The organism is Sinomicrobium pectinilyticum, assembly GCF_003725735.1.
GTDB lineage: Bacteria > Bacteroidota > Bacteroidia > Flavobacteriales > Flavobacteriaceae > Sinomicrobium > Sinomicrobium pectinilyticum.
In genome coordinates this window covers 67,577-88,068 of record NZ_RJTM01000013.1, presented here as the reverse complement: position 1 = coordinate 88,068, position 20,492 = coordinate 67,577, and the positions used below count along the sequence as shown (strand labels likewise).

Annotated in this window: 17 protein-coding genes; 4 read left to right on the top strand and 13 right to left on the bottom strand. The window is 45.1% G+C overall.

What is annotated here, in order from left to right; all coding sequences use genetic code 11:
* Positions 1-13 precede the first annotated feature (13 nt).
* The 10 genes from ED312_RS03155 to ED312_RS03110 all read right to left on the bottom strand — a co-directional run bounded on the left by ED312_RS03155 (position 14) and on the right by ED312_RS03110 (position 14,603).
* Entirely contained in the window at positions 14-1,120 is a 1,107-nt protein-coding gene (locus tag ED312_RS03155) for a heparan-alpha-glucosaminide N-acetyltransferase domain-containing protein (protein ID WP_123214554.1), read from the bottom strand.
* Positions 1,121-1,157: 37 nt separating this feature from the next.
* Positions 1,158-3,536 (bottom strand): TonB-dependent receptor, encoded by a 2,379-nt coding sequence (locus tag ED312_RS03150; RefSeq protein WP_123214553.1) that lies wholly within the window; start codon positions 3,534-3,536, stop codon positions 1,158-1,160.
* Between the two features lie 71 nt (positions 3,537-3,607).
* Entirely contained in the window at positions 3,608-4,999 is a 1,392-nt protein-coding gene (locus ED312_RS03145) for an AMP-binding protein (RefSeq protein ID WP_123214552.1), read from the bottom strand.
* 9 nt (positions 5,000-5,008) lie between these two features.
* Positions 5,009-5,251, bottom strand: a complete 243-nt coding sequence (locus ED312_RS03140) for an acyl carrier protein (protein ID WP_123214551.1) — start codon at positions 5,249-5,251, stop codon at positions 5,009-5,011.
* A gap of 30 nt (positions 5,252-5,281) precedes the next feature.
* Positions 5,282-6,721 (bottom strand): MATE family efflux transporter, encoded by a 1,440-nt coding sequence (locus ED312_RS03135; protein ID WP_123214550.1) that lies wholly within the window; start codon positions 6,719-6,721, stop codon positions 5,282-5,284.
* The gene (locus tag ED312_RS03130; RefSeq protein ID WP_123214549.1) at positions 6,714-8,537 is read right to left on the bottom strand and encodes an IucA/IucC family protein; all 1,824 of its coding nucleotides are present in this window, start codon (positions 8,535-8,537) and stop codon (positions 6,714-6,716) included. Before ED312_RS03130 ends, ED312_RS03135 begins: the two co-directional genes overlap by 8 nt.
* A 29-nt stretch (positions 8,538-8,566) precedes the next feature.
* On the bottom strand, positions 8,567-9,910 hold the full coding sequence (locus tag ED312_RS03125) for a lysine N(6)-hydroxylase/L-ornithine N(5)-oxygenase family protein (protein ID WP_123214548.1): 1,344 nt from the start codon (positions 9,908-9,910) through the stop codon (positions 8,567-8,569).
* A gap of 114 nt (positions 9,911-10,024) precedes the next feature.
* A complete protein-coding gene (locus tag ED312_RS03120; RefSeq protein WP_123214547.1) occupies positions 10,025-12,466 on the bottom strand; it encodes a GNAT family N-acetyltransferase in 2,442 nt (813 codons plus the stop codon).
* The gene (locus tag ED312_RS03115; RefSeq protein WP_123214546.1) at positions 12,417-13,970 is read right to left on the bottom strand and encodes a pyridoxal phosphate-dependent decarboxylase family protein; all 1,554 of its coding nucleotides are present in this window, start codon (positions 13,968-13,970) and stop codon (positions 12,417-12,419) included. Before ED312_RS03115 ends, ED312_RS03120 begins: the two co-directional genes overlap by 50 nt.
* A 30-nt stretch (positions 13,971-14,000) precedes the next feature.
* Positions 14,001-14,603: a nitroreductase family protein gene (locus tag ED312_RS03110; protein WP_123214545.1), complete on the bottom strand. Its 603-nt coding sequence runs from the start codon at positions 14,601-14,603 to the stop codon at positions 14,001-14,003.
* 281 nt (positions 14,604-14,884) lie between these two features.
* On the opposite strand from ED312_RS03110, the gene ED312_RS03105 reads away from it, so the two are divergent.
* Complete coding sequence (locus ED312_RS03105; protein ID WP_123214544.1) at positions 14,885-16,006, top strand: Fe(II)-2OG oxygenase family protein; 1,122 nt, start codon at positions 14,885-14,887, stop codon at positions 16,004-16,006.
* 33 nt (positions 16,007-16,039) lie between these two features.
* Here the strand turns inward: ED312_RS03105 and ED312_RS03100 are convergent, their stop codons facing one another.
* On the bottom strand, positions 16,040-16,519 hold the full coding sequence (locus tag ED312_RS03100; protein WP_123214543.1) for an acyl-CoA thioesterase: 480 nt from the start codon (positions 16,517-16,519) through the stop codon (positions 16,040-16,042).
* Positions 16,520-16,896: 377 nt separating this feature from the next.
* Between ED312_RS03100 and ED312_RS03095 the strand changes: the two genes are divergently transcribed.
* From ED312_RS03095 to ED312_RS03085, 3 genes are all read left to right on the top strand, one after another.
* Positions 16,897-17,385: a c-type cytochrome gene (locus ED312_RS03095; RefSeq protein ID WP_123214542.1), complete on the top strand. Its 489-nt coding sequence runs from the start codon at positions 16,897-16,899 to the stop codon at positions 17,383-17,385.
* Between the two features lie 84 nt (positions 17,386-17,469).
* Positions 17,470-18,066 carry a GDP-mannose pyrophosphatase NudK gene (nudK, locus tag ED312_RS03090; RefSeq protein ID WP_123214541.1) on the top strand — a complete coding sequence of 199 codons (597 nt, stop codon included), beginning with the start codon at positions 17,470-17,472 and terminating at the stop codon, positions 18,064-18,066.
* A complete protein-coding gene (locus ED312_RS03085; RefSeq protein WP_123214540.1) occupies positions 18,063-18,725 on the top strand; it encodes a VOC family protein in 663 nt (220 codons plus the stop codon). Before nudK ends, ED312_RS03085 begins: the two co-directional genes overlap by 4 nt.
* 131 nt (positions 18,726-18,856) lie before the next feature.
* Here ED312_RS03085 and ED312_RS03080 read toward each other — a convergent pair whose 3' ends face one another.
* Entirely contained in the window at positions 18,857-19,789 is a 933-nt protein-coding gene (locus ED312_RS03080; RefSeq protein ID WP_123214539.1) for a hydroxypyruvate isomerase family protein, read from the bottom strand.
* A 60-nt stretch (positions 19,790-19,849) separates the two neighbouring features.
* The gene (locus tag ED312_RS03075; RefSeq protein WP_123214538.1) at positions 19,850-20,488 is read right to left on the bottom strand and encodes a gluconate 2-dehydrogenase subunit 3 family protein; all 639 of its coding nucleotides are present in this window, start codon (positions 20,486-20,488) and stop codon (positions 19,850-19,852) included.
* Between the last annotated feature and the right edge of the window lie 4 nt (positions 20,489-20,492).

Here is a 20,492-nt window from a genome sequence, read left to right as displayed (position 1 = left end):
CTAGATGTGGTGATCATATCGTTCTTTTTATCATTTGTAAACCCCGCTTTTCCCCTCTGAGAAAATCTATAAGAAACTGCACTAGAAATGTAAGTATAATAAAGAATATAATTAATAGGAACACCGTTGATGTTTGGTTTTGACGATAACCAAAAATTCCTTTGCCCCAGGATATTAAAACCCATTGTATAACATACATAGACGTAAGATTCCTGCTACAATATTGTACGATCCGGATAAACACATTATTCTCGCTCTTTAAAAACAGTTTGTGGATAACCCACAGAAAGACCAATGTCCATCCTCCAAAATAGATCACCCCGCCGGGGCCCATATGATAAAAATCATTGTAGTTGTATTCTTCATACAAAAATACAAGGGGAGTTCCAATAGCTATAAACAGTACTCCTACCAAAAGTATATGTTTAAACAGGCTTTTTTTGTCACCGTTTGCCTCCATATACCATTTGCCAAAGTACATTCCAAAAATTATAAATGACATCCATGGAAAAACAGGAAAATATACGAACGCCGGAAAGTCGTTACTAAAGAGCATGTCCAGAACATAATTCAAAACCGGAATATTAGTGTTGATCCCGCTAAGTTCTCTAGACAAGGCCGCTACCGACAATCCGATGAACAGAATTGCATATTTGTTTTTTACAAACTTCCTGATAAACCCTATTACCAACAGAGACATGCCAGCCAACTGTAAAATATCTCCCAGCAAAACCAGATAAATATATTGCATCCGTATCGGAGCGTCCCATCCGTATCGCTGGATAAAGTTATCCGGAGCAAAATGAAACCATATCGGAATTATGAACTTCATAAAGTTCATCAGCAAGGCAATTCCCAAAAGCAGGCACCCCCGTTTTAAAGCACTTATCAGGCTTTGATGACGAGAGGTCATAAAAGTGATCCCCATACAAACTAAAAAAACGGAAGTCCCCCTTCCCAGAAACACAACAAATTTTCCTGCTATTGATCCTGATTGTACTGAAACATCGGCATAAGTAAGCAAGGTATGTATAATAACCATTCCAATAACACTCATCCCTTTTATAACATCCAATGCTAAAATTCTCTTATCCCGATGTTCCATTCTTTTGAAAGCCATTATCCGGCATATTTTTTAATGATACATTTGCCTTGCATCAAAACTTAATGACGAGGTTTGCCGCAAAATTCCTGCGCATTTGCGGAGCTATCACGCCTTGTCCGACAAAATAACGCTCATTGGCCAGGTTATCCACTTTTATGCCCAGGCGATAATGACTGGTATCATAAAATGCCGTAGCATTGACCAATGTATAGGCGGGCAGTGTAAATACACCCGTCACCGCAGAGTTTGAGGTGAGGTGTTTCCCTACATAATTTCCTCCGGCACCCACTCCCAATCCTTTTAATTTTCCTTTGGGCAATACATAACTCACCCAGGCATTGACCAAGTTGGCCGGACCGGCGGAAGCGGGCCTCCTGTTGACTAAAGCAGGGACGCCCTTGGTGAGTTCGCTGTCATTATAGCTGTATCCGGCTATGATATTCAGTCCTTCGACCGGGTTTGCTATGACTTCCAGTTCCACACCTTTACTATGCTGAGTCCCGTCCTGGACCGTTACACTATATTCCTGACCGTCCCTGACGAGACCATCCCTGTAGGTCATGTTCTCAACTTTGATATAGTAATAACTGGCCGTAAGGGCCAGCTTGTTATTAAACAGGTTCATTTTTACCCCGCCTTCGGCCTGGTTGGCATGCTGGGGCTCAAAAATTCCCGAAATATCCGGGAGCGGCTGGGATACAGGGCTTACGTTCAAAAAGCCATTCATATAATTCCCGAAAAGGGAAACTTTATCCTTAACAACCTGGTAGACCAGTCCGAATTTCGGAGAGAGTGCGGTTTGGTTATAGGTATCGTTCCAGAAACGGTCCACGCGTAAACTGAACATGGCCATTAAATCATCCGTCATATTGAGCATATTGGAAGCATAAATGCCAGCCATACCATTAGAACTGCGGTTCTCTGTCCGGGGGCCCTCACTTTCGGCGAGTCTTGCTTCCACAGCAGCACGGGTCAAATCGTTGTAATTATCACCCGGCATTACCCCATTGACATAATCGAAAACTATGTAGGGTGAATTGTCGTTCTTAACGGTCTGATCCAGGTAATCGAACCCGACGACAAGCCTGTTCCTAAGCCCCGCAATCCTGAAATCGCCTGTGAAATTCTGTTGTATATTAGTAGAGGTGTTTATAGTATTCATTTTAACAATGTTGCGCTCTAAAGTATCGTCTGTAGCCTTACGGATAAATTGATACTGATAAAACCCTTTCGACCTTCTGTCGTTATATGCGACAATGGTCTGCGAGTTCCATGTATCCGATATTTTATAGTTTACCTCACCCTTTAAATTCGTAGTGGGGTTTTCCATAGTGATATCATTACTGGTATAAGAGCGTTCCCAGTCAAAATGCAACTCTTCGGGCCTTGTAGCGATAAACGGACGGGTACGGGACAGGAACAATACGGAAGGGCTGGTACTCTCGCCATGATAAAAGCTGGTATTCAGTTTTATATTCAGGCGTTCATTAGCCCGGTATTCCACCACGGGAGCTACAAAAAAGGTCCTTTTAAACCCGGCATCCTGAAAACTGTTCTGATATTGGTATGCCGTATTTACCCTGAACAGTAGATTTCCCCTTTTATTGACCGGACCGTAAATATCCGCTGCAACGCGGTTCAGGTCATTACTTCCCCCGGTATAGGTAACTTCTCCTCCAAAAGTATCTAAGGGTTTTTTAGTGATGATGTTAACCAATCCTCCAAATGAAGTGACCTGTCCGCCATATAAAGTGCCGGAAGGGCCTTTCAGGACTTCCACCTTTTCCACGTTTGCCGGGTCGTATTCGGCATTGGTCTCTCCCAATACACCATCTACCAGACCTAATCCCGTCCTGAAACCACGGATCGTGTAAAAAGAACCGCCATCGGTATTGATATTCCTGTTTCCCTGTACCTTGTATACCCCGGGGCTGTTTTTAAGCACATTACCAAAATCGGTGGTGATCTGTTCGGTCAGTAACTCATTGGGGATAGAGGAATAAACCTGTGGATTTTCCAGGTCTTTCAACGGCATCTTTGCCACGGTCTGGCTTTGTTTTTCCGCAAATTTATTTGCCCGGAATGACGACACTGTTACTCCTATTAATTCCTCTGCCTTTTCTACAAGTTCCAGGTCCGGTACTACAAGTGTTTCCCCCTTTACAACGATCCTTTTTTCTGTGGGTGCAAATCCTACGGCAGTAATACGAAGCGTGTATTCTCCCTGCCTGACACCAGTGATCCGGTATTGTCCCGAAGCGGAAGTACTCGTGCCTCTTGCAGTTCCTGCTAACTGTACTGAAGCTCCTTCTACGGGCCTGCTCCCTGCGTCCAAAACTTTACCTCTGACTGTTGTTGTTTGCTGGGCATATGACAACATACCACACAGGAAAAATAACACGGTTACATACGATGTAAAAAAATGTCTCATATTTATTCTTATAGGTTATAAAAATTAAAAAATGGTTTTACTGAGGTTAAGTTCATCGTATTCTTCAGGGTTTATGATACAAGGCTCCCCGACTCGAGCCATTCTTTGATTACCGGGTAGTTCACTTTTCCGTTGGGCGTTAACGGCACCTCTTCCATATAACTTACTTTTAAGGTGCTTGCATGGAGATTGAGTTTTTCCTTCAACACTTCTGTAACAGCTTCTCTTTTTATATTTTTATCCGTGTATACCACGGCCAGGTATTTATCACTGATCCCTGTACAGATAAAGGTCTGGCCTCCCATGGCATCCTTGAGAAGGAGCTCCGTTTCGTCGAGATTGAGACGGATACCGAACAATTTTACGATCCGCTTTATCCGTCCCGTGATATAATAATAACCGTCGTCGTCTTTCCTGGCCATATCGCCCGTATACAACTTGTTTTGCTGCTCAAAAAATTGCAGGTCGGCACTGCTGTTGGCATAACCTCCAAAAACATTGGAACCATAATAGATGAGTTCGGAAGTCTCTTCATCGATCTCAAACTTTCCGTTCTTTACCGGGAAACCGATAGAGCCTCCTTTCCGTTGTAAGTCTTCCGGTGGTAAAAAGGCCATTCTCCCTCCGGCCTCGGTCTGCCCGTATTGTGCAATGAACTGCTTACCGAATTTTCCGGTGTATTCGGCAATTACCTCAATCAGCTTATGGTTCAGCATGCCCCCGGTGTGGGTGAGGTATCGCAATGAAGGGTGATCTTTTTTAAAGAAGCCTATACGGTGCAGCATTTCGTAGAAATAGGGCACCCCTCCCAGGGTGGAATAACCGTATTCTTTAAAATCTGACCAGAATTCTTTTTGAAAAGCGTCTTTATCCGTACAGACAATCGTCCTGGCCTTTATACAATTTGTTGTAAAGATGGATAAGCCATATACAAAATTGAGCGGTACGTTCAGCGGCACCACATCGTTCGTTTGAATAGGCATATATTCCATAATAGCCCTGGCATTCTGCACGAGATTATTATCGGAAAGCCTGACAAATTTCGGAGACCCTGTGGTTCCGGAAGTGCTCATCAGGAGCTTGATATCCGGGTGAATAGGGTAATCTGCTCTTTGGCGGCGCTCAAATAGCACCACGGTATCCGACACATTTACGGTGCTGTATCCTTCTATATGTGAACGCAAAGGGTCGTAAATATAACGGGGCCCGTATTTTTCTTCCAGGCTTTGCTTAAAGTGGGGGTGCAGGCCTGCACCCAGCAACGCCACTACATGTTTCCCCCTGTAAAAATTCAACAGGGTCTCTACAGCTGGCAACTGGTTGTCGTTATAGATAAAAACCAAAGACCGTAAATCGTCAATATCCAGGGACCGGTGCATTTCCCCGACAGGCTTGGTAACTCCTGTACGGGCATCTACAAAGGCCAGTCTGTCGTTTTTCTTTATCAGGTCATAAAGTTCCATAGGCTTTTCCTAATTGATCTCAACCCCGTACTTTTGAAGTATTCCCTTTACTTTTTCCACACTGCCCATCTCCAGTACATCTTCCATATCGATAGAGATACCATAAGAACTTTCCAGTTCGCTAACGAGGACCAGGTGGCTCATGGAATCCCACTCGGCTATCCCCTGGTATTCCAGTTGGTCGGTTACTGTTTCAACAGGTACTTCGAAGGCTTTTGCGAATACCTGGTGTAATTGTTCTGTCGAATTCATCTTTCTGTTATTTTAATTAATTGAACTTTTTTAAACTTTTGTATGCTTCCACTTTCCCCGGCGAAAGACCAGGATACATGCTACGGCCAGGACAATCTCGGAAATCAGTATCCCCGCAAAGACGCCGTTAACTCCCAGGTCAAAGGCAATTCCCAGCACATAAGAAAGGGGGAGCTGGGTTACATAAAACATGAGAATATAAAGCAGGGTCACGACTATCACTTCTCCGGCGGCATTCAGCGCCCTCGAAATGACCATGGTATATCCCAGCAGCACATAGGCTATGGAAATAAAATGGATATAGGTGGTACTATGCCCGATGATTTCAGGCACATCAGAAAATATCCTAACTACCGGACCGGCCAGGAAAATCCAGCAAATTGCCACCACCACCAGGAAACCCATATTCATCACCCCCGCCTTCCACACCGATCTTTCCGCACGATCTGCCTGGTTGGCTCCCAGGTTTTGCCCGGTCAGTATCCCGGCGGCATTTCCTATGCCCCAGGCAGGCATGGTGGCTATGGAAGCCACGCGCTGGGCTATAATGTAGCCTGCCAGGGCATTCCCACCGAAATACGAGATGATCTTTATCATAAACAGCCAGCTCGAAGCCGGAATGATATATTGTACCGTACCGCCAAAGGCCAGCCTGGACACTTTTTTAAATATGCCGTAATGAAAAGCCAGCTGTGCCTTGCTTATATGCATTACGGTTTTGCCTTTTGCCAGGTACCACCCCTGATAACAAACGCCGACCATACGGGCTATTCCCGTAGCGAGGCCCACTCCCAAAAGACCTAAAGCCGGTACAGGGCCCCAGCCGAAAATGAGAACAGGACACAACAGTATGTTCAGGGCATTAGACAGCCACAGGGTACGCATAGCCGTAGAGGCGCTGCCTGCCCCGCGAAAAATACCGTTTATCGCAATGCGAAGAATAATAAAACCCGTACAGGCAAACATCACCCTGGCATACACAAGCCCTTCCGTTACCATGTCAGAAGATAGGCCTATGAGCCCCAATATCTCGCCGCTCCAGATAAAACCCAGCAGGCTTATGACCAAAGCCAGCCCCATCGCCAGATATATGACCTGCATTGCAGTAAGCCCGGCTTCCTTAAACTTCTGCTCTCCTACTCTCCTGGAGATCACGGCCGAAGCTGCAATACTGAGACCTATGGAAACCGAATAAGAAAAGGTGATGACCGACTCCGTAGCTCCTACGATAGAAACAGCGTTGGCCCCGAGCTTGCTCACAAAGAACAGGCTTGCACAAACAAACAAAGATTCCATAACCAGTTCCAGCACCATGGGCACGGCGAGCAATACGATAGAACGGTTAATGCTCCCGGAGGTGAATTTCTTCTCCCGGCCCAGGACAGCCTGTACAAACAGGTGAAGATATGGCTGTGCCCGCAAGGCAATAGCTTTTATATTCAGCGTCTTATCAGGTTTATACCTATCCATCGGCCAGGGAGGTTTCCTTTTGTTTGACCAGGTAAAGCGGATTGGCCAGCTTCCCTCCTTTCTTCGGGATTACAAAACCTGTCCTTTCGGCATAGCCTTGGGAGCGCAGTTTTGAACTGTTGATATAAAAGCGCTTGAACTCTGGTACAAAGAGGTCGTATTTTTCAAAACGCTCTGCCAGATGAGGGTGTTCCTGTTGATATGTGTGGACAGTGGCTGCAACAGTATTCCAAAACAACTGTTCATTATAGCCGAGATAGCTGTGCAGAATGTCCGACAGGTATCTGAAAAAAGCATCAAAAACGCCCAACAGGATAAACAGTGGTACATTTTCTTTATTGGACGAATGTATTAAACTGTCTGCCAATTCGGGCGGTAATTTTTCCCGGGCCCCGGCGGTGAGGACAATATCGTCTACAAAGTCCTTGATAACCATTCTTTCCGGCACGCCGTCTCTCATCACCAGCACTATGTTCTCCCCATGAGGTGTGACACACAGGGAATGCTGGTAATAGATGTACAACAGCGGCTTCAGGTAGGCTTTCAGATAAGCCTCTATCCAGTCCTGAACACTGAGGCCGGATTTGCGTACCAATGCTTTCACCAAAGGGCAGCCTTCGTCGTCTATATACAGCAGGGCTGCCATGGTCATCAGCTTTTCTCCGGGTTTCAGGTAATTTACGGCACTCTCCCGCCATAAGACTCCCAGCATTTCCTTATATTGATAGGGGCTGTCTTTAATAGCGCTGTATTGAGGATGATGGTAGGCCACCGTAGCCACTTCTCCCAAAAGGATCACACCCGTACGCTGAAGATAAGGGTCATGGTCTAACAAACCCTTTACCCATTTGGTCACACCGGGAGCGTTGGCCATCTGCCGGGGCGACAGTCCCCGGATATTACCGGTGCTTAAAATAGAAACTGCGGTCTTTACGTAATGCTTAGAAGGATCGCTCATATTAAAAAGCGTTCTGATGCTCTGCTGAGGGGCGTACAGGTTATCGCCGGCACCAAGGAAAACCAGGAACTGCATGGCCAGATCCTGCTGAAACTGAAAAACTATCTTATTGTTCAGCTGCCATTCGTGTACAGGCAGAAAAATATAGTCTTCCGGGTCAAGCCCCAGGTCTTTCAATTTTTTCTCAAAGCCGAGCACTTTTTCTTCTCCCAGCTCGTCTGTGTAGAAACCCCTCATATTTATGTTCTCCAGGGCAAAGAACTTTGCCCTGTTCTTGTGGGCAGCCAGCCAGAAAAGTTTGAACTGTTTGTCCATTTCCGGTGCGTAAGTGGCGTGGTCGGTATAATCAAAACCAATACGCCCTTTGTTTACGATCACCCAGGGATGCCCGTCCATCTGATGCTCTACCGTCTGGTAGTCTGCTGCTGCCAGGCTGTCTGCACTGAGTTTTCCCCTGGTACGTATACGGGCATCGGCATATAGCGTATTTAACATCTCTTCGATATAATGGGCCAGTGTAAACGGATCGATGCCAAAAGTATGTTGTAGTTCTACAAAGAAATCGAGCACGTCTACCACAGTTAGTTCCCTCCCGTTCTCCCATTTGCGGATATACTGCTTTTCGATATGCCAGTAGTCCAGGAACCTCGGATAAGCAGAAAAGGTATAGTGTATATGCTCATGGTCTGTCCTTAGCCGGAAGTGCGTCAGCCCGTCCTCTTCCCTCGATACGACCTCGGGAACAATAATCTCCTCGTGCATCAATTCTGCGAGGCTCTTGGCCAGAAGGTCAGTATTAACTCTTTTCCAGGCCTTTGCATCTATATGTTGCGTTAATATATCTTTAGTAGTGGTCATGGTCATCTGTTTTTTGGGTTGCTGCAGTACTATTTCGTCGCTTCGATTGCCATGGTCTCTTCCTTCCGGGAAAAACGGTCCCTTTCCTCCGCTATGCCAAATTGCTGGAAAGCAATACGTTTTTCAATCTTGTAAACTTCCCGGCCTGCCAGTTGATTAATAATCCAGGAATTGCGATAAGCGCCCATGCCCAGGTCAGGGGTCACAAAACCGTGGGTATGCAACTCGGCATTCTGAACAAAGATGTCCTTTCCGTCCTTGTCTATGGTATAGTTGCGCCGCACATTGAACAAACCGTTACGCATCCGGTCTATCCTGTGTCCAATTCCCTCTAAGAAATCCGGTTCTTTATAGGTGTATCCGGTAGCCAGGATCACAAAATCGCTCTGACAGCGATATACCTGCTGTAGTTCCGTTTGTGTGAAATACAGATCATAGGACCCGTTAGCAGTGGCGGCGACTTTATCTAATTGCATATTGGAACGCAATTCCACATTGAGGGGTGTACTTTCCACGCTCATTTCATACAGGGTATCGAAGATCTCATTGATAAGGTCGTAATTGATCCCTTTGTAAAGTGCATTCTGACGGGCTAATAGTTGCTTCCGTTGCTCATAAGGCATGTTGTAGAAGTAGTCCACGTATTCCGGGGAAGTAAGTTCCAGGGTAAGTTTGGAATATTCCATAGGGAAGAAACGGGCAGAACGGGTAAACCAGTTGAGTTGCAGTCCGTTTTCTGTTGCGGGCAGAATATCCTGAAATATTTCTGCTGCACTCTGTCCGGAACCTATGATACTCACAGAACTGCTCTCCAGAATATCCGGTTTGAAATGTAAATACCGGGACGCATGGATCACCTTTGGCAAGATGTCCTTATCGATAAAATCCGGGATATGTGGTGAGGTTCCGGTTCCCAGAACCAGTTTTTCCGTATAATAAACAGAGGCCTGTGCCGTCCTGGTATCTAATACGGTAACCGCATACAGCCCATCGCGGTGCTCTACGGCAACCACTTTATGAGAAAACTTACAGTTGGGCAGTTTGGAAACCACCCATTTACAATAGGCATTGTATTCTTTCCGGAGGACATAAAAGTTTTCACGTATAAAGAATTTGTAGAGCCGCCCGCTTTCTTTTACGAAGTTGAGAAAGCTGTATTTACTCGTCGGGTCGGCCATAGTGACCAGGTCGGCCAGGAAGGGGACCTGCAGGGTTACATGGCTCAACATGAGGCCCGGGTGCCAGTCAAATCCGTCCGACTGGTCAAAAAATACAGAAGAAAGCTCGTCTACGGGGTCTAAAAGGGCTGCCAGGCCAAGATTAAAAGGTCCGATACCGATCCCGATTACATCAAATTTTTCTTTGTTTTTCATGTGTTTTTTTATTGTTTTTTAATGGTCACATGTAACCTTTGATGACTAAAATAATCATGCCCTTATGGTGTCTAAAGATTATTTTAGTCATGTCGGTTTCATCATTTGTTGTTTTTATATCTGGGGTTCTGAAACCGGAATGTTCTTAAAATCCTTGGCTGCGGGAAACTTGGCCCAGTACCATTCCCTGTAACAGAAATTGAGATTGGCTTTTTTATGCGGCATTTCGATGACCTTTTCGATCTTGAACCCTACGTGTGCCTTGTTCATCATGGAGGCCAGGGAATCTACAGCGCCTTCTCCCACCATTTTCCCCACCTTTGGTTCTCCAAAGACAAAATCCATCATGGATTGCGTGGCCGGAGAGGCATATTTCAGCTTCGGATCGGTAGGGGCGATAAGCTGATGGGTTCCGTAATCCGTAGGCAATACGTCGTAATACTCCCCTACAATATCCCGGCTTGCCCAGTACACTTCGATATTAAAAGTGGGCACTCCATTGGCTTCGCCTATATAGCTGTACAGCATATCTCCCGGAAGCAATGTCCTGTAGTATTTTTCCAGTTCCCGGATGGGCCAGTTCATTTGCCATATTTTCAGGGCATGTTCCCGGTGAAACCATTCGTGAAGCATCTCCAGGTCGCGATCCAGATCTACAGGCCTTAAAGTGATGGTCACATCTTCTCTTTCAAAATACCGGCTGAAAACAATATCTTTTCCCCGGGGGCAGATCAGTTTGTCGGAAAAAAAGTATTTATTGAGCGGATTGGGAAAAGCAGTATAAACTGCCGGATTGGTACGTGGCGCACTGGCTTCGTCCATATTGTTCAAGCTGGTAAGCAAGTTGCCTTTAACCACAAGCTTTACACTATTCAGCATATGAGAAACCAGTCCGGTTTCATCAGCTCCTCCCCCGGCTTTTAAAGATTCATACAGAAGTTCTATAAGCCTGCGCTCAGATACCAGGTTATTCTTCCCGGACACATTGATCAATCCGAAAAGATGATTGACCAAAAAATAATACCCCCAGAAATTTATCATTCTGGGTTCGGCAATAAATGACCTGCTGTCTTTACCGAAATCCGGCAATATACCGGTGAGTTCTTCCATTTTGCCTTCGCGGAAAAAATAGCCCTGGTTATCCCGGTAATACAGCTTTTCCGGAAAAAGCTCATCATTGAGTTCCAGAAGCATATTCTGCTGATGGAATTCCATCCCGAAGCCGTATTTATTGAACATCCCGATCAACGGTCGTACGGTGATATCGAGGTATTTCCGGAACCACGAAACCGCCACATCCTCTACCCCTTCCTTCCTGTATTCCGCCGCCTTCTCCATCAGTCTGCGTATTCTCGGTTCCTGCTCCCCGATACCGTCCTGGCAGAGGGACGCCACAAGCCCCACATTCTTTTCTGCACTTTTGCCTCTGAACGGATTACGACGGATACTGGTATTAAAACCATCGATCACCTTACCCTTATAGCTAACCATAATAAAAGCAGGGTCATCTATCAGTTCAATTTCGGGAAAATCCTTTCGGATCCCCGTACCCCATTCGGTTTTCAACAACCTGGCTGCATCATATCCGCGGTGTAGTTCATGCGGATAGTTTACACGAAAAGAATTAGTGATCTTGACGTGCAGGGAAAATTTGTACATCCACTCGCTGTCGGCATTATATACCGTCCGGACCGAGGAGGTAGGCGTAAATAAGGGGCCCGCCTGCCCGAGGCTGAGCAAGCATTTTTCGTCGAGCATTTCCTGCACTTCGGGGAGCTTCAACAGGTAAACTGCTTCCCACGGGTGTACCGGCACCACTTTCCAATCAGGGTATTTTATCAGAAGCAACTGTATATTCTCGTTTTCCGCTGTGGCGAGTTGTGCCCGTAACTGTTCTGATGGCAGTGGCCCGTCTGCATTTTCGGAAATGACATTATCGGGATGGACCAGAAAATAATGAAGCGGAAAAGTTCCCGCGGTTTCCGGTGAGTACCGCATAAGTTCTTTTTCGGAAAAGCCTTCGCGGCTTTTGGGTAGCGGATGTACATTATGCCCGGCAATCAATGATTGTTCCGAAGCTATGAATGTTTGCTCCGGATCGCTTACACTCCGCTGATTCATTTCAGTATATTCGAGGTACCCGGCAAGATTCCGGATACTGTTCTGCAACCGTTCTTTGGTCAATGCCGCATCTGCATCAGGATAATCCTTAGCAGCTTGGGCTGCCGCAAGATCGGTGAATTCCAGAGGGCCTATTTCCTCAATTTTGTCGGACGGAACATGACGATACACTACCGGAAAGGCAAAAACGTGTATCCCGGTCTCGGAGAAATAAGTCAAAGGGGCAAAAACCTCAGCAGCAGCATCTGCAAAATCAAAACGGATAAAAGAAGAATGACCGGCGGTCTTCATATAATCCGCCAGAGAAGGATCGTATTTCGGGATGCCTTCATAGCGACTCCAGTTATCAAATTCCCTGCAATAGCTGTTCAGGAGCGAGGTGAAATTAATTTGTTCCGCCTGCTGACGGAATCCGGTTAAGTTGTAGGTGTTCATTTCCTTGCTGTTTTATTTTGGTAAGAATATCTTGTATGTCATGTATGGTGGTAAGGGGATTGAAAATGGTAAATTTGAGGTAGAACTCACCCTCGACTTTCGTACTGGCCAGCAAAACTTCTCCACTAAAGAATAAGGATTTCTTAATACGCTGGTTCAATGTGCAAAATTCCGATGGAGGTACGCCTTTCACATACCGGAAAACCAATGCGCCCATATCCGAATGGCACAATAATTCGAAATCGGGATCACGGTCGAGTTCCTTCGCGGTTTGTTTGGCCGTTTCTATAATGGCATTGGTATATTGCCCCAGTTTTTCTCTTCCGAGGTACCGAAGGGTAAACCAGAGTTTAAGCGCATCAAATCTCCGTGTACTCTGCACAATGGACTTGTTGATCTGCGCCGGAAGTTCATCGTAATTCTGCTCTTTGGGATTCAGATAATCCGCATGGTGTTTTATGATATTCAGATGAAGTTTATTACGTACAATAAACGCACTGCTGCTGATGGGCTGAAAGAAGGATTTATGATAATCGATAGTTACCGAATCGGCCTGTTCGATTCCCCGAAGCAAGTGCCTGTACTTATCGGTTAACAGCAATCCGCATCCGTACGCTGCATCTACATGCAGCCACAAATGATGTTCACGGGCAATGCGGGCTATTCCCTGAAGCGGATCTATATTTCCGAAATCGGTGGTCCCCGCAGTAGCCGTGATGGCTATGGGGATGTTCCCACGCTCTTTTTCCCTGAGGATGGCTTTCTCCAGTTCATCGGGGTCCATACGGTAACGGGAATCTGTTGCTACCGGTACTATCACCTGTTCCCCAAGTCCCATTATCGAAGCATTTTTTTGATTACTGAAATGTGCCTTTTCGGAAACAAAAACCCGGAACTTCCCCGCATCAGGAGGGTTTCCGTCCAGCTTAATGTTCCAGCGCAGGTATTCCAAAGCAAAATAATCGCGGGCAAGGAGCAGGCCCATCAGGTTACTTTGCGAACCGCCTGCCGTGAAAATCCCGTCACAATCCGGGGAAAAACCGATCTGTTCCCCGGTCCAGGCAATAAGCTTACGTTCCATAAAAGTTCCGCCGGCACTCTGATCGTACGTGTCCTGCGAAGAGTTGATAGCACTTATCAGCACTTCTGCGGCAAGAGCGGGAATTACCACAGGGCAATTCAAATGGGCAATATACCCGGGCAAATGATAAGCAGTTGCATGTTGTACATACAAGGCATCTACCTCATCAAACAAACGTTTATAATCCTGTAAGGGAGTAGCGAGATCGATGTCTTCTACCATCTCACGGATATCTGCAGGTTTGATCCCGCTAAACGGCTTTTTGTTGTTTTTCAAAAAGCCGGAAACCCGTTCACCGGCCAGACGGATGGCTTCTTTATACTCCTCTCCGGACAACTCGTGAAAGATATCTTTATACAGGTCTTCCCCCGGGGCTTCTATCACCGGAGAAACTTCAGTATTATTCCATAGTGTTTTGTTCATAAGATTGTAAGGTTTAAGTTTAGGTAAGATTCAGGGCAGAAAGGTGACTTTTTTTGACAGGGGACTTCGTTTTTTCCTGGACAGCGTCCTGTTCTCCGAAGGGTAACCGAGATAGAGCAGTCCCAATGATTTCTCATGAGGAGCCAGGCCGAACCCGGAGACATAATCTATAGCTACACTTTTGGTGCTCCAGTAACTCCCGATATTATTTGCGGTACAGGTAAGCGCTATATTCTGTACGGCAGATGATACTGCGGCTATTTCTTCCCACTCCGGAAGACCTATTTTTTCATTTCGCACCAGGACCACCCCTATCATACAGGCTGCACTTCGGGGATAGTGTTTCAGGTAAGACAATTTTTCATCCAATGCTTCTCCCGAAAGATTTCTACTGTAATAATCGCGGTAATAAGCCGCCATATAATGCCCGTACTCCTCCAGGTATTTCCCCCTGAAAACAAGGAACCTCCAGGGTTCCGTCATTTTATGTGTGGGGGCCCAGGTGGCATTGACCAAGATCTCTTCAAGCAGAGCATCCGGAATATCCCCTTTGACAAATTCGTCGGCATAAATGCTGCGGCGATTCCGGATAATATCCGATAATTCCTTAGATGATTCGCGATAGTACATCATAGTAGATACAGTTATTTCTTAAGCAAGATTTTCAGCGGGGACAAAAAAATCAAATTAAATATTGTTATTTAGACTTATTAAAATATATTTGTGTATATCAATACTTATTTAGACTTATTAAAAACAAATCTATAAACATTAATGTATAAATCAAAAACAAATATGAAATATTTTATATCAAATACGGGTAAACAGCTATTTACCAACTAATAACAAATAAAAAATCCCACTTACCACAAATCATCTGAAATGCCAATTAACATTTATAAACGCTTTGAAAAATGGACTTACAACCTCTTTATGGTATTGAGCAGGCTGCCCAATCCAGTACACGTGACCTTATTGCCCCCAAGGCACCCCTTATTATTGAAGTGACTCCTCAGGAGAGAAATGTTCTTTCCGGTGTAGGGAACCTTCTTATGAAAGCATTTAAAAATTACGATAACCCGGACTATATATCGGCACTGCACCTCCATGCCTACCAATTGCTCCCGGAACGTATCACAAGGGTACTAAGTCGTTTCGGGACAGATTTTTCAGCAGACCAGTACGGTGCTCTTATCTTCCGGGGACTGGTGGAGATAGACCAGGAAAACCTAGGCCCCACTCCTCCCAACTGGCAGCAAGCCGATTACTCCAAACTTCGTAAATACGGATTTATCTGTTCCCTGTTGCACGGCGCAGTCCCGTCCAAACCCGTGCAGTATTATGCTCAGCGAAAAGGCGGGGGATTATTACACGCCATTATTCCCGACGAAAAGATGAGTTCAACACAGACCGGAGCCGGTTCTAAAACCGATCTCTACGTCCATACCGAAGATGCCTTTTTATTAAACCAGGCCGATTTTCTGAGCTTTCTTTATCTGAGAAATGAAGAAAAGGTCCCTTCCACCTTATACTCCATACGGTCTCACGGAAAAATAAATTCTACATTAAAAAAACTATTTGCTCCTATTTATCAATGTCCGAAAGATGCCAATTATTCGGACAAGAAAAATTCCGGTACCGGGCCTACTGCATCGGTATTGTACGGAAACAAGGAGCTTCCGTTTATACGATTCGATGCCGCAGAGCAGATATTCAGTGAACATGCCGGGCAGAGCCCTGAAGCCATGGATAACCTGATGGCTTTCTGGGAAGAAGCCAAGCCCCTTATAAACAGTGATTTTATTCCAGAATCGGGAGATATCGTATTTGTAAACAACCATTTGTGTGCACACGGAAGAAGTGCTTTTGTCGCCGGCCAGCGCACCGAAAACGGAAGAATCGTGAAGTGCGAACGCCGGCAAATGCTTCGCATGATGAGCAAGACCAGCCTTATACAGATCCGGTCAGTAACAGATACTAACGACCCCTATTTCATTCTGGAAGAACATCTGGGGAAAATTTTTGCAACGGAATAAGCTCCTCCGGGAAGAATTCCTGACAAGTACTTACTAAAGATCGAGATCCCTCGGTACCTTACCGTATTTACGGGTGTCCTCTTTGGTAAGTACTTTAAAATCTTCGGTTTCGGGAAGGCTTTCCAGGATATGTATGAATTCTGAAGGCAGCCCCCGGAGTTTCCTGGTCTCCATATCTATCCAGGCCCCCATCATTTCACAATGTGCAAAATTCCTTCCCCTTTCATCAAAAAAGTTATGATGAAACTCAAAGAAACTGCCATCTTTACTCATTCCGGCAAGTTCCAGTGAAACCTTTACGGGTCGTCCTGCAAATACTTCCCTGAAGTAATAAATATGCTCATAGAATACCACCGGGCCTATCCGGTGTTTGGCCAGCTCCTTTTGGGTAAGCCCGTTTTCGATAAGGAACGACATGCGCGTATGGCTCATAAAATTGATATAGGCCGAATTGGCCAGGTGACGGTTGGCATCTATATCGCTCCACCGTATATCAAATTCTTTAAAATACATAATTTCCTTTTTTTGACGTTATGCATGCATAATATATGGTAAATATAAGGCTTTTTGGACAACACTGTCCCGGCAGGAACCACAAAAGCAACCTTGCCCCAAATGACATAAAATTGGGGTCGCGAATATTTCAAAAATCACAAAAAGGTTTTTAAAATATGTTAAAAACGGCAGCTAAAATCTGTTTTATTACCTATATTAGTGGCTTAAAACCATAAATAACCCAAAAGCCGGATAAATACATTCGTTAACCCTGTTTCCGGCAGGGTATTAAACCAGATGAACAGTAAATGTTGCCTGGGGCAGCGACACTGGAAAGAAGTACACGATAATTTCCAAAGTCCGATCCGGGGAGCATGGGCAAAAATTCAGAAAAAATGAAAAAATTATTGCTGACAATGGCATTGGGCACTGCCATGATATTGGTAAGTTGCGGAGAGAAAAAAGAGAAAAAGGAAAAATTCAGTTACGAAAGGACCCAGACCGAAAAGAAATCGGAAAAGTCGGGAGCCCAGGCTTCCAAAGTTCCGGTAGATATGAGCAACAAGGGTATCGGTCCTATTAAGGAAGTAGAATTCGGGGATATAGACAATGACCTGGCTGCCAAAGGTGAGGAAGCTTTTAAAGTAAAATGTACGGCATGCCACAAAACTGATCAGAAATTTATAGGTCCCGCTCTGACAGGTATCTATGAACGAAGAAGCCCGGAATGGGTGATGAACATGATGCTCAACCCGGATGAAATGCAAAAGGAAGATCCTATAGCAAAGGCGCTTGTAGAAGAATATAACGGAACCCTGATGCTTAATCAGAACCTCTCGGAGGATGAAGCCAGAGCAATCGCAGAGTTCCTGAGAACACTCTAAGACCGGATTTTAAAATATACTGTTTTTATCCCTCTTCCTCTCCCCGGGTAAGAGGGATAATTTTTTGTAAATTAAGAGAAAATTATGGGCAACTCCAAAGTAAGGGATCTGAAGATAGATATCCTCTCTGACAATTGGTATACCTTAAAGAAGGCTACTTTTGAATATCAAAACAAAGACGGGGAATGGCAGCCACAAAGCCGGGAAGCATACGATCGTGGAAACGGGGCCACTATCCTGCTGTTCAATAAAGAAGAACAAACCGTTATATTAACCCGGCAATTCCGTATGCCTACTTATCTGAACGGTAACGAAACAGGTATGATGATAGAGGCTTGTGCCGGCCTGTTAGATGAGGACAGCCCCGAAGCATGTATTAAACGAGAAGCAGAAGAAGAAACCGGCTATAGGATCAGGGAGGTCTGCAAGATATTTGAAGCATACATGTCACCCGGTTCCGTAACAGAGATCATCTATTTTTTCACCGGAGAATATTCCAGAGAAATGAAAGTAAGTGACGGAGGTGGCGTAGAAAGCGAACACGAGAATATAGAGGTACTGGAAATCCCTTTTTCCGAGGCTATGGCGATGATTACGGACGGCAGGATAAAAGACGGAAAAACAATTGCCCTTTTACTCTATGCCCAGGCTAACGCATTACTTGTTCCCGATAAGCCATGAAACTGAAAGAAATACATTTAAGTGCGGATAATTTAGAAGAAACGGCCGGTTTTTACGCCGATATCATGGGCTTACCGGTCCGGTCCGATAATACATCCTTACACATACAGGCGGGGGAAACCCTGCTCGTTTTTAATAAATCGGAGCAATTAAACCCGGTGTACCATATTGCATTCGATATTCCCAACAACAAGCTGGAAGAAGCCCATTCTCTCATGAAGGGAAAAGTGGGTATACTCTTCGTGTCTGATGAAGATAATGAAACCATAGCAGATTTCTCAAGGTGGAATGCCAAATCCTTTTACTTTCGGGATAACAATGGCAATATACTGGAGTACATTACCCGGTATGACCGTAAGAAAACATCCGATCGTGACTTCGACGGTCTGTCCGTACTCAATATCAGTGAAATAGGCCTGGTCACCGGAAATGTACCCGATCTTGCATCCGAAATCACGGCAAAATACGGTGTAGAGACCTATCCGAAACAACCTCCCCAGGAACATTTTACTGTTATGGGAGATGAAGAAGGCCTTTTTATACTGGCCGCCGCTGACAGGAACTGGTTTCCCACCACACAAAAGGCATCGTCCTTTCCGACCAGAATAATCTTTTCAGCAAACAGGCAGGAGCATATACTACACAGGGAGAAAAAATAAATCCGTAAATAGGTGGGGCGTGTTTTAATGCTTTTTCAGGGCCGTCCATAAACAAATTATCTGCCTGCGATCCCCGGAAATAATATATTATGGGGATCGCAGGCAGATAATTTTGATTTGTTCCGGAAAGCCTACAGGAAATTATCCACTTCTTTGTAAGCTTCAATCACTGCAAGTTCGCCTTCTCCGTTCGGTCTGGAATTTCCATGTTCCATACCTACAATACCTTGAAATCCTTTATCGTAGATATATTTGAAGATATTTTTGTAATTGATCTCCCCGGTCGTCGGTTCTTTCCTTCCCGGGTTATCCCCTACCTGGAAATAAGCGATCTCATCCCAGCTGGCTTCTATATTGGGGATTAGATTTCCCTCGGTTATCTGCTGATGATAAATATCGTAAAGTATCTTACAGGAAGGCGAGTTTACCGCTTTGCAGATCTCGTAGGCCTGTGCTGATTTCTCCAGGAACAATCCCGGGTGATTCATATAATTCAGAGGTTCCAGTACCATAGTTATACCATGGGGCTCCAGTATTCCGGAAGCCTGTTTAAGGGATTCCACCACATTTACCGTTTGATAACCCGGTTCTTTCCTGAAATCCTTATATCCCGGAACAACAGTGACCCATTTGGCATTTACTCTCTTGGCTATTTCCACGGACTTTCGTATATCCGCCAGGAATTCTTCCCTTTTTCCCACATCCCCACTGGTGAGATTCGGTTCTGTCCAGTATATTTTATGGGCGACAAATACCCCCATTTCCATACCCAGGTCCTGCATGGTCTTGGCTATGGCTTCCTGTACATTAACCGGTCGGCCGCTCATGCCGTTATCTTCAAGGGCAGTAAACCCCTGCTCCGCCATGTATTCGAGCTGGGAAATAATATCCCCGCCGGCATTGTGCTTAAACATGCCTTCATGAGGCGCATATTTAAGATTGAATTTGTGTTTTTCCTGTCTTGTCCCTTCGGTATTACCGGCAAGACCGAAAGCTCCGGTGGTCGTCACCGAAGCTCCCAGGGTTGCCATAAGAGAATTCTGTACAAATGTTCTTCTTTTCACAATAGGTTGGTTTAGTAGGATACTATCCCGGACATGTAAAAATCCGGGACAGGGATACTTTTATAAAGACCACAATTTCCCTCCGGTAGCTTCTTCCAGGGAAATACAGCCCTGTTGTTTTCCGGGAATGGGATCATAAGCGAGGACTTCCTCTCCTATATATTCACTGATCTTAAACCCGGCAATAGTTTTTTCGCGTATATCCTTTACAAAACCAAAAACCAGGACATCTTCATTTTCCGGAGAAGCCCCGTCATCGCTGTCTTTGTATTCCCGCAGTTTTCTTTCCATATCCTTTCTCTGATCCGCATTTATTTTAAGGGAAGAAGCTATGACCTTTTCAATTTCTTCTTCCTTCACTTTAGGAAGGTCCTGTGCACTCACCCCAAGTTTATCGGTAAAAGCTTTCATTCCGTTCTTTACCCGCTTCTGGTCCTCCGGACTGTACACTTCTTTGATATATTTATCGATAAACTGCGGTACGTTCAGTTCTGCAGCTCCGGGAAGGTCTTCTGTTTTCGGAAGGATAATATCTACCATTTTAGACAATATACTACCTTCCTCAGGTGTAAAGAATTCCGGGGTCCATTCCACTTTAGGATCTCCCGTACAACTTTGAAGTATGCTTAACAAGGTCGGGGTAGCAGCAACAAACCCCAAAGAAAGTCCTATATTTTTTATCGCGTCTCTTCTTTGCATGGCA

Bases quoted from the DNA above. Each gene is read 5' to 3' on its own strand.
- ED312_RS03140 (WP_123214551.1), bottom strand. From the start codon at position 5,251: ATGAATTCGACAGAACAATTACACCAGGTATTCGCAAAAGCCTTCGAA.
- ED312_RS03135 (WP_123214550.1), bottom strand. From the start codon at position 6,721: ATGGATAGGTATAAACCTGATAAGACGCTGAATATAAAAGCTATTGCC.
- ED312_RS03125 (WP_123214548.1), bottom strand. From the start codon at position 9,910: ATGAAAAACAAAGAAAAATTTGATGTAATCGGGATCGGTATCGGACCT.
- ED312_RS03105 (WP_123214544.1), top strand. From the start codon at position 14,885: ATGGACTTACAACCTCTTTATGGTATTGAGCAGGCTGCCCAATCCAGT.
- ED312_RS03110 (WP_123214545.1), bottom strand. From the start codon at position 14,603: ATGATGTACTATCGCGAATCATCTAAGGAATTATCGGATATTATCCGG.
- ED312_RS03120 (WP_123214547.1), bottom strand. From the start codon at position 12,466: ATGAACACCTACAACTTAACCGGATTCCGTCAGCAGGCGGAACAAATT.
- ED312_RS03150 (WP_123214553.1), bottom strand. From the start codon at position 3,536: ATGAGACATTTTTTTACATCGTATGTAACCGTGTTATTTTTCCTGTGT.
- ED312_RS03100 (WP_123214543.1), bottom strand. From the start codon at position 16,519: ATGTATTTTAAAGAATTTGATATACGGTGGAGCGATATAGATGCCAAC.
- ED312_RS03155 (WP_123214554.1), bottom strand. From the start codon at position 1,120: ATGGCTTTCAAAAGAATGGAACATCGGGATAAGAGAATTTTAGCATTG.
- ED312_RS03130 (WP_123214549.1), bottom strand. From the start codon at position 8,537: ATGACCACTACTAAAGATATATTAACGCAACATATAGATGCAAAGGCC.
- nudK (WP_123214541.1), top strand. From the start codon at position 17,470: ATGGGCAACTCCAAAGTAAGGGATCTGAAGATAGATATCCTCTCTGAC.
- ED312_RS03095 (WP_123214542.1), top strand. From the start codon at position 16,897: ATGAAAAAATTATTGCTGACAATGGCATTGGGCACTGCCATGATATTG.
- ED312_RS03075 (WP_123214538.1), bottom strand. From the start codon at position 20,488: ATGCAAAGAAGAGACGCGATAAAAAATATAGGACTTTCTTTGGGGTTT.
- ED312_RS03085 (WP_123214540.1), top strand. From the start codon at position 18,063: ATGAAACTGAAAGAAATACATTTAAGTGCGGATAATTTAGAAGAAACG.
- ED312_RS03115 (WP_123214546.1), bottom strand. From the start codon at position 13,970: ATGAACAAAACACTATGGAATAATACTGAAGTTTCTCCGGTGATAGAA.
- ED312_RS03145 (WP_123214552.1), bottom strand. From the start codon at position 4,999: ATGGAACTTTATGACCTGATAAAGAAAAACGACAGACTGGCCTTTGTA.